Source organism: Paracoccus sp. SJTW-4 (genome assembly GCF_047716885.1).
GTDB lineage: Bacteria > Pseudomonadota > Alphaproteobacteria > Rhodobacterales > Rhodobacteraceae > Paracoccus > Paracoccus solventivorans.
In genome coordinates this window covers 3,062,363-3,077,453 of the sequence record NZ_CP136681.1, presented here as the reverse complement: position 1 = coordinate 3,077,453, position 15,091 = coordinate 3,062,363, and the positions used below count along the sequence as shown (strand labels likewise).

14 protein-coding genes are annotated in these 15,091 nt (G+C 70.3%); 9 read left to right on the top strand and 5 right to left on the bottom strand.

Annotation, left to right across the window (positions count from 1 at the left end; all coding sequences use genetic code 11):
- Nucleotides 1-20 precede the first annotated feature (20 nt).
- Nucleotides 21-1,577, top strand: a complete 1,557-nt coding sequence (locus tag RSP45_RS15080) for a helix-turn-helix domain-containing protein (RefSeq protein WP_415392554.1) — start codon at nucleotides 21-23, stop codon at nucleotides 1,575-1,577.
- Here the strand turns inward: RSP45_RS15080 and RSP45_RS15075 are convergent.
- From RSP45_RS15075 to RSP45_RS15055, 5 genes are all read right to left on the bottom strand, one after another.
- Nucleotides 1,556-4,327 (bottom strand): ATP-binding protein, encoded by a 2,772-nt coding sequence (locus RSP45_RS15075; protein ID WP_415392553.1) that lies wholly within the window; start codon nucleotides 4,325-4,327, stop codon nucleotides 1,556-1,558. The genes RSP45_RS15080 and RSP45_RS15075 overlap by 22 nt on opposite strands.
- Nucleotides 4,327-4,581, bottom strand: a complete 255-nt coding sequence (locus RSP45_RS15070; protein WP_415392552.1) for a hypothetical protein — start codon at nucleotides 4,579-4,581, stop codon at nucleotides 4,327-4,329. Before RSP45_RS15070 ends, RSP45_RS15075 begins: the two co-directional genes overlap by 1 nt.
- 9 nt (nucleotides 4,582-4,590) lie before the next feature.
- Nucleotides 4,591-4,983: a response regulator transcription factor gene (locus RSP45_RS15065; protein ID WP_415392551.1), complete on the bottom strand. Its 393-nt coding sequence runs from the start codon at nucleotides 4,981-4,983 to the stop codon at nucleotides 4,591-4,593.
- A 122-nt stretch (nucleotides 4,984-5,105) separates the two neighbouring features.
- Nucleotides 5,106-5,585, bottom strand: a complete 480-nt coding sequence (locus RSP45_RS15060; RefSeq protein WP_415392550.1) for a hypothetical protein — start codon at nucleotides 5,583-5,585, stop codon at nucleotides 5,106-5,108.
- 37 nt (nucleotides 5,586-5,622) lie between these two features.
- Nucleotides 5,623-6,444 carry an AraC family transcriptional regulator gene (locus tag RSP45_RS15055; RefSeq protein ID WP_415392549.1) on the bottom strand — a complete coding sequence of 274 codons (822 nt, stop codon included), beginning with the start codon at nucleotides 6,442-6,444 and terminating at the stop codon, nucleotides 5,623-5,625.
- Between the two features lie 72 nt (nucleotides 6,445-6,516).
- Here RSP45_RS15055 and RSP45_RS15050 point away from each other — a divergent pair, with 72 nt between their 5' ends.
- The 8 genes from RSP45_RS15050 to RSP45_RS15015 all read left to right on the top strand — a co-directional run bounded on the left by RSP45_RS15050 (nucleotide 6,517) and on the right by RSP45_RS15015 (nucleotide 15,016).
- On the top strand, nucleotides 6,517-7,911 hold the full coding sequence (locus tag RSP45_RS15050) for an SLC13 family permease (RefSeq protein WP_415392548.1): 1,395 nt from the start codon (nucleotides 6,517-6,519) through the stop codon (nucleotides 7,909-7,911).
- Nucleotides 7,912-7,966: 55 nt separating this feature from the next.
- A complete protein-coding gene (locus RSP45_RS15045; RefSeq protein ID WP_415392547.1) occupies nucleotides 7,967-8,185 on the top strand; it encodes a hypothetical protein in 219 nt (72 codons plus the stop codon).
- Entirely contained in the window at nucleotides 8,185-8,838 is a 654-nt protein-coding gene (locus RSP45_RS15040; RefSeq protein ID WP_415392546.1) for an ATP-binding cassette domain-containing protein, read from the top strand. Before RSP45_RS15045 ends, RSP45_RS15040 begins: the two co-directional genes overlap by 1 nt.
- Nucleotides 8,839-9,396: 558 nt before the next feature.
- Nucleotides 9,397-10,800: a hypothetical protein gene (locus tag RSP45_RS15035; RefSeq protein ID WP_415392545.1), complete on the top strand. Its 1,404-nt coding sequence runs from the start codon at nucleotides 9,397-9,399 to the stop codon at nucleotides 10,798-10,800.
- Nucleotides 10,706-11,188: an alginate export family protein gene (locus RSP45_RS15030; RefSeq protein ID WP_415394087.1), complete on the top strand. Its 483-nt coding sequence runs from the start codon at nucleotides 10,706-10,708 to the stop codon at nucleotides 11,186-11,188. Before RSP45_RS15035 ends, RSP45_RS15030 begins: the two co-directional genes overlap by 95 nt.
- A gap of 43 nt (nucleotides 11,189-11,231) precedes the next feature.
- Nucleotides 11,232-12,344, top strand: a complete 1,113-nt coding sequence (locus RSP45_RS15025) for an SDR family NAD(P)-dependent oxidoreductase (RefSeq protein WP_415392544.1) — start codon at nucleotides 11,232-11,234, stop codon at nucleotides 12,342-12,344.
- 70 nt (nucleotides 12,345-12,414) lie between these two features.
- A complete protein-coding gene (locus RSP45_RS15020) occupies nucleotides 12,415-13,470 on the top strand; it encodes an SDR family NAD(P)-dependent oxidoreductase (RefSeq protein ID WP_415392543.1) in 1,056 nt (351 codons plus the stop codon).
- A 1,012-nt stretch (nucleotides 13,471-14,482) separates the two neighbouring features.
- Nucleotides 14,483-15,016 carry a helix-turn-helix domain-containing protein gene (locus RSP45_RS15015; protein WP_415392542.1) on the top strand — a complete coding sequence of 178 codons (534 nt, stop codon included), beginning with the start codon at nucleotides 14,483-14,485 and terminating at the stop codon, nucleotides 15,014-15,016.
- The last annotated feature ends 75 nt before the right edge of the window (nucleotides 15,017-15,091 follow it).

Here is a 15,091-nt window from a genome sequence, read left to right as displayed (position 1 = left end):
GACGGGAAGACAGGGGGGACATGATGCGCGCGCCGGTCGGCATCAGGATACGTCGGCAGCGGCTGGACCGCGGCATCTCGCAGGCGGCGCTGGCCCGGATGGTCGGGATCTCGTCCAGCTACCTGAACCTGATCGAGAACTCGAAACGCGACGTCGGCGGCGCACTCTTGCTGCGCATCGCGGAACATCTGCAGCTGGACATCGACGCGCTGTCCGGCGACCAGGAGCAGAAGACCCTGCAGAACGTGCAGGAGATGCTGCGCGACCCGGTGCTGCAGGGGCTGGATTTCGGCCAGACCGATTTCCGCGACCTGCTGGCCCGCTTCCCCGAGGTGGCGCAGGCGCTGATCCGGCTGCACCGCATGGGCGCCGAGGCGATGGCCGAGGTCGAGGCCTTCACCAACCGCTTCGCCTCGGACCCGCTGCTGGGGCAGATGCTGCACGAGGTGCTGAACCGGCTGACCGGAATGCGGTCCAGCGCCGAGATCATCGCCCGGGTCGAGGATCTGAGCGAGGCCGACCGCCGCCGCTTCACCGTCGCCATCAACCGCGAGGCGCAGGAGCTCAGCACCACCATGCGCGGGCTGGTCGGCTATTTCGACCGCGCCACCATCAAGCGGCGCACCATCTCGCCGGTCCGGCAGGTCGAGGACGCGTTCATCGCGGCCAACAACCATTTCCCCGAGCTGGAGGATCTGGCCGAGCAGTTGCGCGCCAGCATCCCCCGCGCGTTCGGGGAAACCGCGCTGGCCACTGTGCTGGCCGAGCGTTTCGGCCTGCGCTGCCAGCGCTGGCCCGAGGCCCCCGGCGCCCCCGCCCCGCGGCTGGCCGAACGCTCGCGCGCCGATGTCGAGGCCGGGGTGCTGTGGCTGCGGGCCTCGGCACCGCTGGCGACGCGGGTGTTCCGTATGTGCCGCCAGATCGCGGAACTGGCCGCGCCCGAGCTGCTGGACCGGACCTGCGCGGCGCTGGAACCCGCCTCGGACGAGGCGCGGCAGCTGATGCGGGGGGCGCTGTCATCCTATGTCGCCGGGGCGATGATGATGCCTTACGAGCGGATCAGTGCCACCGCCGCCGAACACCGCTACGACATCGACCTGCTCAGCCATATCCACGGCGCCAGTTTCGAGCAGGTGGCCCACCGGCTGGTGACGCTGCGCCGTCCGGGGGCCGAGGGCGTGCCCTTCGGGTTCCTGCGCGCCGATCCCTCGGGGCGGCTGACCAAGCGGTTCCCGCTGCCCGGGCTCAGCCTGCCGGGGGGCGGGCATGGCTGCCTGCTCTGGCCGATCTATCACACCGCGGCGGCGGGCGGGGTGATCCGCCAGATCGCCGAGTTCCCGAACGGGGCGCGCTTCCTGATGATCGCGAAATCGGTGCCCAAGCGGATCTCGACCTGGGCCGAACAGCCGCTGGTGTTTTCGGTGATGCTGGCCTGCGACATCCACCACGCCGACCGCACCGTCTATGGGCAGGGGCTGAACCTGTCGGACACAAGCACGCAGCTGGCGGTGGGCCCGTCCTGCCAGCTGTGCATCCGCCAGAACTGCAGCCACCGTCAGGAGGATGCGCCCGCCTGACAGGACCCCTCAAGGGCCGGCTGCGGCGCCGGGCACAGCGGCAGCGAGATGCGGAAACACGCGCCGGGCAGCGCGCCCTCGACCAGCTCGATCCGGCCCTGCAGCTTGCGCACGATGGTGTGGCTGATGTTCAGCCCCAGCCCCAGCCCCGGAAAGGCACCGCCGGTGTTGCCCGCCTCGCCGATGCGGACGAACTTGTCGAAGATGGTGGCGCGGAACTCGGGGGCGATTCCGGCCCCGTTGTCCATGATCTCGACCTGATATTCCGTCGCCGTCACGCGCGAACGCACGTGCACCCGCGGTTCAGGGTCGCGGTTGTGGGCAATGGCGTTGGCGATGATGTTGATGAAAACCTGGCACAGCCGGTCGCTGTCCCCCGCCACCACCACCGGCACCGGCGCGTGTTCTCGCGAAAACCCGATGTTGCGCTGGCGGGCGATGGCGTCGCAGACCTCCATCGCGCGGCTCAGCGCCGCCTCGGGGTCGACGGGGTGGTTTTCCCAGTCCCGCTCGCCATGTTCCAGCGCGCTGAGATCCAGGATCTCGTCCAGCAGCCGGGTCAGCCGCACGCTTTCGTGGTGGATCAGCCCGACGAAGCGGTCCCGCTGCGCCTCGTCCAGATCGGGCTGGCGCATCAGGATTTCGGAAATCGAGCGGATCGAGGTCATCGGCGTGCGCACCTCGTGGCTGACCTGGCTGAGGAAATCGTCCTTCTGCCGGTGCAGCGCGTGCAGCTTTGCGTTCGCCTCTTGCAGCTGCCGGGCGGTCTGGCGCAGCTCGTTGGATTTCTTTTCCAGCTCATTGGAGTGCGAGATCACCTGCAGCGTCTCGTCGGCGATCTGCATCACCTCGTCCAGCGACAGCGCGTCGCCCCGCACCACCTTGGACAGCAGGATATGCGCCGAGGCCGCGCCGATGGAACTGGCCAGCTCGCGTTCCAACCGGATGACGAAGGCGGGAGGCGCGTCGGCGCCGCGGGCGTGCGCACCATGGCGGATCCCCGCATCCTCGAACAGCGCGCGGGCGCGCTGCCAGCCCAGCACCCGCTCGGCCAGAAAGAACAGGTCGTCGGCGGTGGCGGTGCTGCGGATCGCCCGGCCGGTGCCGCCGTGCCCCTGCCCGCGCTGCCCCGAGCGGAACACGTCCACGAACACCCCGGCCTGGATCCGCTCCAGCCGGTCCTGCCTTGTCGCCAGCGAGGTCAGCACCAGCGTGCCCGCGTTCAGCAACATGCTCCAGAACAGCGAATGCACCAGCGGGTCGGTGTCGCCCATCCCGAACAGCGCCTGCGGGCGCAGCGCGGCGATCCCCCAGGGCCCCTGGGCCAGCAGCGCCGCCACCATGTCGCTGCCGGCGGCGAAACTGGGCAGGAACAGCGTCCAGCCCCAGACCGCGAACCCCAGCCCCATCCCGGCCAGTGCGCCACGTACCGTGGCGCCGCGCCAGTACAGCGCCGCCAGCAGCGCCGGCAGGAACTGCGCCACCCCGGCGAAAGAGATCAGCCCGATCGGCGCCAGCGCCCCGCTTTCCCCGGTCAGCCAGAAATAGATGAACCCCAGGAACAGGATCACCGCGATCGAGGTGCGCCGGCTGACCAGCAGCAGCCGCGCGATGCCCTGCGCCTCGTGCGCGGCCAGGTCGCGGGTAAAGCGCAGTGCCAGCGGCAGCACGATATGGTTCGACACCATGATCGACAGCGCGATGGAGGCCACGATGATCATCGAGGTGGCCGAGGAAAACCCCCCGATAAAGGCAAACAGCGCCAGCGCATTCTGGTCGGCCGCCATCGGCAGGGTCAGCACGAACATATCCGGGTTCGACCCCGCCGGCATGGTCGCCAGCCCGTAAAAGGCGATGGGCAGGGTGAACAGGCTCATCAGCAGCAGATAGGCCGGGAACGCCCAGGCGGCGGTGCGCAGGTGGTTTTCGTCGGCGTTTTCCACCACGGTGATCTGGAACTGCCGCGGCAGGCAGATCACCGCGCAGGCCGACAGGAACAGCACCGTGACCCAGCGGCTGCCGAAGGGGCCGGGCTCGTGGATGGTGAACCCGGCCTCGGCGGCGCGGGCGTAGATCTGCGCGGGGCCGTCGGACAGGCCGAAGACCACGAACAGCCCCACCGCCACCAGCGCCACGAACTTGACGCTGGCCTCGAATGCGATGGCGGCGACCACGCCCGGGTGCTGTTCGCGCGCGTCCACGTTGCGGGTGCCGAACAGGATGGTGAACACGGCCATGCCCATCGCCACCGCCAGCCCCAGCCCCGCGTCGCCCAGCCCCGCCAGCCGCCCGCGCCCGTCCGCGGTCGAGATCACTTGGATCGAGGTCGTCACCGCCTTGAGCTGCAGCGCGATATAGGGGGTGATCGTCACCACCGCGATCACCGTCACCAGGATCGCCAGCTTGCTGGACTTGCCGAAGCGCGAGGACAGGAAATCCGCGATCGAGGTGATCCGCTGCCCGTGCGCGATCCGCAGCAGCTTGCGCAGCAGGAACCACCAGCCGACGAAGACCAGCGTCGGCCCCATATAGATCGCCATGAACTCCAGCCCGTTGCGGGCCGCGGTGCCCACCGCGCCGTAGAACGTCCAGCTGGTGCAATAGACCGAGATCGACAGCGTATAGACCAGCGGCGAGCGCAGGAACCCCGCCCGCCCCTGCCGCGCCCGCAGGTCCGAGACATAGGCCAGCGCGAACAGCAGCCCGACATAGGCGACCGCGGTCAGGATGACGAAATCGGGCGACAGCATCAGCCGTCATCCCCGGGCGCGGGGTCCTCGGCGGTGTCGGGGCGGCGCCTTGTCATCGCAAAGGCGCCCAGGATCAGCGCGAGCCAGACGGTGAACAGATACACCGCCTCAAGCGGGATGCCGAACACCAGCAGCCCGCGGTTGAACAGGTTCAGGAACGGCGGCAGCAGCAGCAGCGTGCCGAAGGCGGGCAGGACAAAGGCCGCGTCCCGGCGGCGCGTGTCCCCGGCGGGGCGGTTCGGCGACCCGGCCACGCCCGTGCCTTAGCCCGGGGTGGTGATGCGGGCGGCGCGCTGCCCCAGCAGGCGCTGCACCTCGTCCACCACGTCGTCGTTGGCGAAGGGCTTGGAAATGAAACCGTCGGCCTTGAGATCCAGCGCCAGCTGCCGGTCGTGGCTTTGCCCGCGCGCGGTCAGGATCAGCACCGGCATGTCGGCCTGTTCCGGGTCCGCACGCAACGAGCGCAGGATGTCGAGCCCGCTGCGCCCAGGCAGCATCACGTCCAGCACCAGCATTCCCGGGCGCGTGCGCCGCACCATGTCCAGCACCGCCGCCCCGTCGGTGACCGAGGCCACGCTCCACCCCGCGCGCCCCAGCAGGAAGCTCAGGGTTTCGAGTATGGTGGGCTCATCCTCCGCGATCAGGACATCGCACATCTCGGCCGCTCTCCTCCTCGTCCGGGGCTGGATGCTAGGACGGGCCGCGGCGGTCTGGCAAGGGTCAAGGGCGGCGGGCAAAGCCGCCGCCGGGGGACGGGGCGCCCGACGGGCGCCCGCGCCTAGAACTTGGCCACCAGGTTCAGGAACAGCCCGTCGCCAAGATAATCGAGGTCGGTCAGGTCGTCCGAGACCTTGCCCCATTCATAGCCGACCCCGATCTTGGCGTGGTTGCCGAGATGGCGATAGACGCCCAGCAGTGCGCCGGTTTCGTCGATCTTCAGCTCGCGCGTACGCAGGATCCGGCCCTCGGCCAGGATGTCCCACATGTGGACGACGTGCCAGTCCAGCCGCAGGATCGCCAGATCGGCGGAGGAGGTCACGAAATCCTCGGTCCCGCGATCCGCCACCTTGGAGCGGCGATAGCCGTATTTGCCGCCGATGGTCAGCTTGGGCGTCAGGTCGTAGTTGGCATCCACCGAGAACACATGGCTTTTCTGCGTCGGCCCATCCTCGGACCCCGAGGCGGTGACCTGATCCTCGCCCGGCAGGTCGTGCAGATAGGTGTATTTCAGCAGCATGTTCAGGCGGTCGTTCAGCACCGCAGGCGCTGACCCGGGCAACCGCGCCCTGTCGCCCCTACCGCCCGCGCAGCCAGCTTTGCGGGGGGCTGCCGAAATGGCTGCGGAAGGCGGCGACGAAGGCGCTGGGGCTGCGCCAGCCCAGCGAATGGGCGATGGTGGTGCTGCTTTCGCCGCGCTCGAGCCGGCCGACGGCGGCCAGCAGCCGCACCCGCACCCGCCAGTCGCGGAACGACAGGCCGGTCTCGGCGCGAAACAGCCGCGCCAGCGTGCGCGGGCTTGCCCCCACCTCGGCTGCCAGCACCGGCAACGGCCGGGGGTCGGCCGGGTTGCGGCCCAGATGCGCGGTCAGCCGGCGCAGCCGCTTGTCGTGGCCGGCGGGCAGGTCCAGCGGCGCGGGCCGGGCGGATGCGATCTCGTCCAGCGCCACCGCCCCCAGCCGGGCAAGTCGGGCGGGATCGGTTTCCTCCACCATCCGCAGGATCACCTCGCGCAGAAGCGGCGCGACCGGCAGCACCTCGCACCCCTGCGCCCCTCCCTGCGCCCCGGGCCGCAGCGGGCACGAGGGATCGACGTAGAGATTGCGCGTCCGCGCCCCCGTGCCGGGGCGAGAGACCACCCGCATCTCGTGCCTTGTGCCGCCGGGGATCCAGATGCCGAAGCCGGGCGGGACCAGCCACACGCCATCGTCCGCGCTCAGCCGCAGCAGCCCCTCGGCCGCCCACAGCAGCTGCCCGCGCGGGTGGGCGTGGGGCGCGACATGGGCGCCCGCCGCCAGGTCGCGCCCATGCGCCAGCACCGGCCGCGCGGGGTCCAGCACATAGGCCGCGCCGCTGGGGTCAAAGCGCAGCTGTGGCGACTCGGCGATATCCTTTGTCATGATGGCGATCTTACGCAGGTGCCCGGGACTGGTCCAGAATGTGGCGAACCTAGTCCACGCCCCGGCACGCCCATGTCCCACGTCCTTCCCCTTGCCCCGCGCCGCCTGTCGCCCCGGCCGCTGATCCTGCTGGCCAGCCTGCTGGCGGCGGTGGCGCTGGGGCTGGCGCTGCCGCAGCCGATGGGCGCTACCGCCGCGGTGGTGCTGGCGACGCTGGCCCTGTGGAGCACCGGGGCGATCCCGCCGTTCCTGACCTCGCTGGTCTTCTTCGCCGCCGTGCTGATCCCCGGGCTGGCCCCGCCCGAGCTGGTGTTCGCCGGCTTCGGCTCGGCCGCGGTGTGGCTGATCGTCTCGGGCTTCGTGATCGGGGCGGCGATCACCACCTCGGGGCTGGGCGCGCGGCTGGCCGAGGCGCTGGTGCCGCTGGCCGGCCACAGCTATCCGCGGCTGGTCGCGGTGCTGACGCTGGCAGCGATGGCGCTGGGGTTCGTGATGCCGTCCTCGGTCGGGCGGGCGGTGGTGCTGGTGCCGGTGGGCATGGCGCTGGCGCAGCGGCTGGGGCTGGCGCCGGGCTCGAACGGGCGCATCGGGGTGGCGGTGGCACTGACGCTGGCCTGCAACATGCCCAGTTTCGCGATCCTGCCGTCGAACATCCCCAACATGATCCTGGCCGGCGCGGCCGAGGGGCAGCACGGCGTCTCGTTCGGCTATCTCTCCTATCTGCTGCTGCATTACCCGGTGCTGGGCATCGTGAAATCGGCGCTGACCGTGGCGCTGGTGGTGTGGCTGTTTCCCGACCGGCTTGCCGCAGGCCCTGCAGAGACGCAGGCCGGCCGCACCAGGCTTTCGGCGGCCGAGCGGCGGGTGGCGCTGATCCTGGCCGCGACGCTGGCGCTGTGGATGACCGACCGGCTGCACGGCATCGGCCCGGCCTGGATCGGCATCGCCACCGCCGCGGCGCTGCTGATGCCGCGCCTGGGGGTGGTGGCGCCGAAACAGTTCAACGCCTCGGTCGATTTCGGCATGGTGCTGTTCGTCGCCGCGGCCCTGGCGCTGGGGGCGGTGGTCAACGCCTCGGGGCTGGGGGCGCTTGCCGGGGGCGCCCTGCAGGAGCTGCTGCCCCTGCGCGAGGGCGCCAGCTTCACCAACTTCCTGTCACTGACCGGGATGGCCGGGCTGATGGGGCTGGTCACCACCATGCCGGGGGTACCCACGGTGCTGACGCCGATGGCCCCCGATCTGGCGGCGGCGACCGGGCTGTCGCTGCAGGCGGTGCTGATGACGCAGGTGGTCGGCTTTGCGACGGTGATCTTTCCCTATCAGGTCGGGCCGCTGGTGATGGCCATGCAGCTTTCGGGGGAGCGGCTGGCGCATGTGCTACGCGCCACCCTGCCGCTGGGGGTGCTGACCTTCGTGGTGCTGATGCCGATGGACTGGCTGTGGTGGCGGCTGCTGGGCTGGCTGTGACGCCGCCCCGCAGCGCCAGCCCTTCCGTCGCCCACGTCTTGCCGCAGTCCCCCCCGTGCAACCATATCGGTGGAACCCCGGCCCCCCGTTTTCCCGCAACAGCTTGATCGGGGGCGGGCTGCTGACGCTGATGGGGCGGATCACCACCCTGCCGCTGGCGGTGACGCCCGGAATGGTGCTGTCGGTGCTGGCCGGCACGCTGGTGTTTTCCATCCTGTCGGGCGCCATCGCCACAAGGCGGCTGGCCGGCGCCGACCCCGCGGACCTGTTCTGATGGGGGACGAGGATTTCCCCGTGCAGGCCCGGGCGCTGAACCACTGGTTCGGCCGCGGCGAGGCGCGCAAGCAGGCGCTTTACGACATCAACCTGCGCATCGCGCGCGGCAGCCTGACGGTGCTGGTCGGCCCCTCGGGCTCGGGCAAGACCACGCTTCTGACGCTGCTGGGATGCCTGCGCGAGGTGCAGCAGGGCTCGGTCGTCCTGCTCGGCCATGAATTGCACGGCGCCACCCCGGCGCTGGCCACGGCGCTGCGGCGGCGGCTGGGCTTCATCTTCCAGGCGCATAACCTGCATGAAAGCCTGACTGCGGCGCAGAACGTGATGATGGGGGTGCAGGTGCTGGGCCGGGTGGACAAGGCCCAGGCACAGGCGGCCGCGGCGCATGTGCTGGGCCTGCTGGGCCTGTCCGAGCGGCTGGACTATCTGCCCGCGAACCTTTCCGGCGGGCAGAAGCAGCGCGTCGCCATCGCCCGCGCGCTGGTCGGAACCCCGAGCTGGTGCTGGCCGACGAACCCACCGCCGCGCTGGACCGCGACAGCGGCGCCAATGTGGTGGAGCTGCTCAAGCGACTGGGGCAGGCGCGCGGCACCACCACGATCATGGTCACCCACGACAACCGCATCCTGGACCGCGCCGACCGCATCCTGACGCTCGAGGATGGCCGCATCGTCGGCGACGAGGCCCGCGGCGGCTGAGCCGCTGCGGCAGCCGCCAACCCCGGCTGTCCGGGCGATTTCGGCACGGATTCAGCGCGCTTTCGCGACCCGCCCGCGCGCAACCGAAGCGCGACCCCCGCTTCGTCGCCTGCCGGGGCGCGGAATCTCGCCTTTTCCCTTGCCGGATTTGAGCGGAAAACCACTTGATTCGACATGATTCGCCCCAAAATGGGCAGCAACAGCGTTGTGCGGGCCAAATCGCCCGAATAACCCGGTTCAGTCAACAGGCGCATCCCAGCGGAACCCTCCCCCGGCGGAGCGTTCCCCGGCCGCGTCTCCGTGGAAGGCAAGGATGGCGGACGCGCTCGCGCTCCGCACCGGCCGGTGCAGCCGACAGGCGCCCGGCCCCTGACTGCGCATGGCCGCCCGGCAGCGACGCCGGGCCCCCGCGACCCCGGTTGCGACGGCCGGCTGCGCGGGCGCCGGTGGGCTCCGCGGGGCGCTGTGGATGGCGCGCAGGGTCGGCAGGCAACATCGTGGGAGTGAGACCATGGCTGAAAGGACTGGCAGGCGCGGGGTTCCGCCGCAGGCGGCGTCCGGCGGGAAACGGGCGCGGGTGCTGGCCGCGCTGCTGTGCGGGGCGGCGGTGCTGCTGCCGGCCGGCGGCGGCAGCTGGGCGCAGGGTGTCACCGATGCGCATCCCTTTGCCATGCGGTCGATCGACACGATCTCGGTCCGGATCACCAACCCCACCGGGGACCCCGCCTATGACGACCGCATGGTCGACAACGTGCGCCGGGCGATGGGGCTGTTTCCCGGATCGGCCTTCTCGGACGACCGGATGCGGTTCGCGCTGGCGGCGGTGCGCCGCAACCCCGCCGTGCAATCTGTCGATTACGATGTGCTGCCTTCTGCCACCGGCGGGGTCGATCTGGCGGTCTCGTTCTCGCTGGGCGACCAGGCGCAGCCCGCCCGGGGCCGGGGCATGGCGGTCAGCGGCGATCCCGGGGATTTCCCGCTGATCGTCGATCACAACGGCACCATGCTGCGCTTCAAGCTGGATGCGCTGGGATTGTACTACGCCAACAACAACGCGTGGTATGGCCGCCCCGACCTGATGCTGAGCGGCAATCCGATGGTCGAGGGCCGCCCCTCGGGCCGCGGCTATGACGACTGGACCGAGGCGTATCTGCATTACGGCGTCTATGGCATCACGCCGCTGAGCGAATCGCTGTCGCTCTATGGCGGGCTCAGCGCCATCACCTCGGGCTCGTTCGGGCAGGAGCTGTTCACCGACGAGACCCGCAGCTACACGTTCTTCGAGGACGCCTATGTCGGCATCGTCGGCGGCGGCGTCGATGCGCGCGGCAACCGGCTGGCCTTCAACGTCACTGCCGGGCGCCAGCGCTTCACCCTGTCCAACGGCTTCCTGATCGCCAACACCGCCGCCAACGGCGGGGAACGCGCGGCCTTGCAGGCCAATGCCCGCTGGGCCTCGGATTTCCTGGCGCTGGCGCAGATCTCGTACAACGACACCAAGTTCGAGGCGTTCTATCTCGACCCCGACGAATTGCCGATCCTGGACACCAAGACCCGGATCCTGGGGCTGAACCTTGAAACCCGGCCGCTGTCGGGGCTGAGCCTGGGCACCAGCTATCTGTCGGTCCCCCGTTCGGACAGCCGCTATTTCGGCCCCACCGGCACCGTGGTCGGCACCCGCGAGGGTGCTGGAGCTTTACGACGTACGCCTCAACTACCAGCCGAACCCGGCGGGCAGCGCCGGCCCGTTCTTCGGGGCCGAGATCGCCCGGCAGACCAACCGCAATTTCGACATGGACGCCCGCGCCGGCTGGGTCGAGCTGGGCTACAACCTGCCCGAGGCGCGCTGGTCGCCGACCGTCAGCTATCGCGTGTCCTATTTCTCGGGCGACGACCCCGCCACCTCGACCTATGAGCGCTGGGACCCGCTGCTGTCGGGCGGCACCGGCGAGCAATGGGTGCAGGGCGCCAACCATTTCAAGGTGGTGCAGGACAGCAACGTCATCGCCCACCGCCTGCAGGCCCGGCTGAAGGTCGCGCCCCGGGTGGAACTGGTGCCGCAGCTCTGGGCCTTCAAGGCCGACCAGCTGAACAACATCGGCGGCAACCCGGCGCTGTCGCTGCTGGACGACGACGAGCTGGGATACGAGGCGAATCTGACCGTCAAGTGGTTCAAGTCCAAGAACGTCTATGTCCACGGCCATATCGCCTACACCATCCCCGGCGACGGGGTGCGCGAGGCGCTGGACGGCTCGGCCAAGGATTGGCTCAGCGCAATGGTCTTTGTCCGCTACGCCTTCTGACGGCGCAGCGGACCCCGATTTCTGCAAGCAAGGAACCTGCCCCATGTGCAACGATGATGAAACCCGCGACGGTATCGAGCGCCGCGACTTCCTGAGGGTGATGGGCGTAGCCGCCGCCGGCGGGCTGGCCGGCAGTGCGGTGGCATCCCCCGCCGCCGCCGCGACCGAGGCGCCCGCCGTGGCCGCTGCTGCTGCCGCCGCACCCACGCCGCTTGGCGCCTATGCAATGCCCTGGGATCCGGCCGACCCCGCCATTCCCGGCCGGCAAAGCTTGGTGCCGGTGCCCGAGGATTATTTCGTCCCCAACCGCTTTGCGGGCAAGACCGCGCTGGTCACCGGCTGCGCCCGCGGCATGGGCCGCATCGCCGCGATCCGGCTGGCGCGCGAGGGCGCCAATGTGGTCGGCGTCGACTGGCTGGCCGACGAGGGCCAGGCCGTGGTCGACGCGATCAACGCCGAGGGGCTGAAGGCGGTGTTCGTCGAGGGCGACATCTCCGAAACCGCGGTTTGCGATGCCATGGTCAAGGCCGCGGTGGACAGTTTCGGCGGGCTCGACTGCGCGCTGAACAACGCGGGCGTGATGGACGCGATCTTCCCCGGCGATCCCATCGACTATGCCAGCCAGAAGGATCTTGTAATGTCGCGCATCGACGAGGCCACGGACGCCTATTGGGACGTGGTGATGCGGGTGAACGCCACCGGCACCTTCCGCTCGCTGCGGGCCGAGCTGCGGCAGATGCTGGCGCAGGGCCGCGGCGGCAGCATCGTCAACGTGGCCTCGGTGGCCGGGCTGCGCGGCTTCGGCGGCACGCCGTCCTATGTCGCCTCGAAACACGCGGTTAACGGGCTGACCAAGAACGCGGCCATCGACTATGCGCCTTACGGCATCCGGGTGAACTCGGTCTGCATGGGCACCACCGTCACCCCGATGTACGAGCGCGCCTTTGAACTGCTGGGCCAGCGCGCCCGCAGCGGCTTCAAGGATACCGGGGTCGGCATGGCCAAGGTCAAGAGCCTGCTGGAGATGAGCAACCAGCAGGGCCGCGGCTCGACCCCGGCCGAACAGGTCGCGGTGATGCTGTTCCTGCTGTCGCCGGAATCCTCGAACCTGACCGGGGCGAATTACGCCACCGACGGCGGCTTCACCACCTACTAGGGCCGCCGCGGCCGCGGGCGGGGTCCGCGCGCGGCCGCGTTCCAGACCAACACCAGATGAAGGAGCGGCCATGGATCGTCGCGATATCCTGAAAACCATGGGCGCCGCCGCCGGGCTGGCCGTCACCGCCGCCACCGCCGCCGCGGCCCAGGCGCCGGGCGCAGCCGGGACGCCGGCGGGCGGCGCGGCAGCAGACGCTGCGGGCAGCACGGCCGGCAAAGCGGGCGGCAATGCGCTGGTGCCGATGGTGCCGCCCCGCCCCGACCATCACATCCCCGGCCGCTTCGCCGGCAAGACCGTCATCGTCACCGGCTCGGCCCGCGGCATGGGCGCGGCAGCGGCGCTGCGGCTGGCGCGCGAGGGCGCCAATGTCGTCGGCGTCGACTGGCTGCGCGACCAGGGCGAGGCCACCGCCGCCGCCATCCGCGCCGAGGGCGGCAACTGCATCTTTGTCCATGGCGACATCGCCGATCAGGGCACCGCCGAGGCCGCCGTCGCCGCCGCGGTGGCGCAATTCGGCGGCCTCGACGGGGCGATCAACAACGCCGGGGTGATGGACGGGGTGTTTTCCGGCGACGAGCCCGACTACGCTGCCCAGAAACCGCTGGTCTTCGCCCGCATCCACGAGGCGACGCAGGAATACTGGGACAAGGTGTTCCGCACCAATGCCCTGGGCACCTTTCTGGCGCTGCGTGCGCAGCTGGGCTGGCTGGTCGAACAGGGTCGCGGCGGCACCATCGTCAACGTCGGCTCGATCGCCGGCATGACCGGGCTGGCGGGCAACCCGGCCTATGTCGCCTCCAAGCACGCGGTAAACGGGCTGACCAAGAACGCGGCGGTGGATTACGCGCCCTACGGGATCCGGGTGAACTCGGTCAACATGGCCGCGACCGACACGCCGATGATCGCCCGCGCCGGGGCGCTGGTCGCCGCCTCGATGCGCGAGGCGCAGGGCCCGCAGATGGGCCGCATCAAGACCGACAGCATCCTGTCCTGGACCGACCCGCACCACCGCCCCGCAACCGTGGCCGAGCAGGTATCGATGATGCTGTTCCTGCTGTCGGACGAAGCCTCGAACCTGACCGGCGCCATCTACGCCACCGACGGCGGCTGGACGGGGTACTGAGCGGCTGTGGGGGGGCGGAGGGGCGAGGGGCCTGCAGCGCATTGCCCCAAGCGTCCCGGCGTCGGTGTGACGCTTCCCCATTGCTCCCGCCCGGTCTCCGCATCCAGACCCAACGAACACTCCTCCCGGTCCGCAACTTGCGGTGGCCCGCCTGCACAAGCCGCCCGCGGCGCCTGCCGGGGCGTGGAGCAGTAGGACCGTAGGGCGCAGAATGGCAAGCGGCCCGTAACTGTTTCATGCGTCGCCAGTCGGTGGGACTGGCCGTCTCCTTTGCCCGAGCGTGGCCTCCGCCTCCCGACCTTCCGAACACCCTCCCGGCCGCGCAACCTGTAGCCTGCCGGCCTCCACCTGCAGGGGGTTACCCGCCGCCGAGGGAGGTGCGGGGCCGTATTGCACAGAATGGCCAGCAGCCCGCAGCGTCTGGCCCAAGCGGCACCAGGTCGGTGTGACTGACCGTCCCTTCTTGCCCTCGCATGGTTTCTGCCCCCGGCTCCCGTCCTTCCCTCCGGCCGCCCCTTGGCTTGCGGTCGGGCAATCCTGACTGCACAAACTCACCCGCCGCGCCTGCCGGGGCGTGGCCCCTCGGGCGCAGAGTGGCAAGCGGCGTAGCGCCTTAGCCCGAGCGTCGCAAGTCGGTGTAGCTGGCCTCGCCTTTGCTCCAGGGTTTTCTTGCCGCCGCCCGCCTCTTCCGGTCCCGCCGCCTACGGCAGGGCAGTCCCCACCTGCACGGAGTCGCTCGCCCCTCGGGGGCGTCCGGGGTCCTGCGGCACAGCATGGCTGGCGGGCCGCGGCTGGTCCGGGAGTCGCCAGGTCAGTGTAACTGGCCCCGTTTGCTCCAGCCCGCCCTCTCCGCCCCTTCCCCCAGATCCCGCAATCCGCGGCCCCACTCCAGCTGCTCCCACGCCCCCATTCTCGCGACTCCCTGCCCATATTGGGCAGGGGGCGCTTTCGTTTGCGGGGCATCGCTGGTAGAAGCCGTCTGATCCCGCGCCCCGAATGGGAAGAGGTTGACATGTCCAGCTCTGCATGGGCGGCCGCGCCGGTCGCCGGCCACGACACCGCGCCTCCGCGCATTTCCCCGCCCCGGTCCGCCGAGGTCGAGCGGGCGCTGCGGCAGAACTATCCCCGCTTTCAATACTGCTTCGTGGATTTCCTGGCCGAGCAGCTCGCCGACATGAGCCGCAGCTTTCAGGGCGACCTGCAGATGGTGGTGCTGCTGGCCACCGTCGGCCAGGTCTCGCTGAGCGCAGCGATCGCGGCCGAGGCCGGCGGGCGCAGCCCCGCCGAGCTGGCGCCCGAGCGCCGCGGGATGACCACCAACCGCCTGGCCGACTGCACCGGCATCCCGCGCGAGACCGCGCGCCGCAAGCTCATCGCCATGGAAAAGAGGGGCTGGCTGACGCGCGAGGATAATTTCTGGTACCTGACCACCAGCGGCGAGGACACGGTGGCCCGGCAGGCGCTGGCCGCGCTGGACGACCGCGCCCTTTCGCGCACCGCGCGGCTCTACAGCAGCCTGTCGCGGCTGATCGACCCGGCGACCTGATCCCTCGGCCAGCACGCGGCCGGGGTGGTTTACGCGGGGAACCGCAGCCCGGGGCCGTTGGCCTTGGCGGGCTTG

Coding starts and splice junctions, on each gene's coding strand:
- RSP45_RS15035 (WP_415392545.1), top strand. CDS start 9,397: ATGGCTGAAAGGACTGGCAGGCGCGGGGTTCCGCCGCAGGCGGCGTCC.
- RSP45_RS15050 (WP_415392548.1), top strand. CDS start 6,517: ATGTCCCACGTCCTTCCCCTTGCCCCGCGCCGCCTGTCGCCCCGGCCG.
- RSP45_RS15025 (WP_415392544.1), top strand. CDS start 11,232: ATGTGCAACGATGATGAAACCCGCGACGGTATCGAGCGCCGCGACTTC.
- RSP45_RS15065 (WP_415392551.1), bottom strand. CDS start 4,983: ATGTGCGATGTCCTGATCGCGGAGGATGAGCCCACCATACTCGAAACC.
- RSP45_RS15080 (WP_415392554.1), top strand. CDS start 21: ATGATGCGCGCGCCGGTCGGCATCAGGATACGTCGGCAGCGGCTGGAC.
- RSP45_RS15020 (WP_415392543.1), top strand. CDS start 12,415: ATGGATCGTCGCGATATCCTGAAAACCATGGGCGCCGCCGCCGGGCTG.
- RSP45_RS15040 (WP_415392546.1), top strand. CDS start 8,185: ATGGGGGACGAGGATTTCCCCGTGCAGGCCCGGGCGCTGAACCACTGG.
- RSP45_RS15075 (WP_415392553.1), bottom strand. CDS start 4,327: ATGCTGTCGCCCGATTTCGTCATCCTGACCGCGGTCGCCTATGTCGGG.
- RSP45_RS15015 (WP_415392542.1), top strand. CDS start 14,483: ATGTCCAGCTCTGCATGGGCGGCCGCGCCGGTCGCCGGCCACGACACC.
- RSP45_RS15055 (WP_415392549.1), bottom strand. CDS start 6,444: ATGACAAAGGATATCGCCGAGTCGCCACAGCTGCGCTTTGACCCCAGC.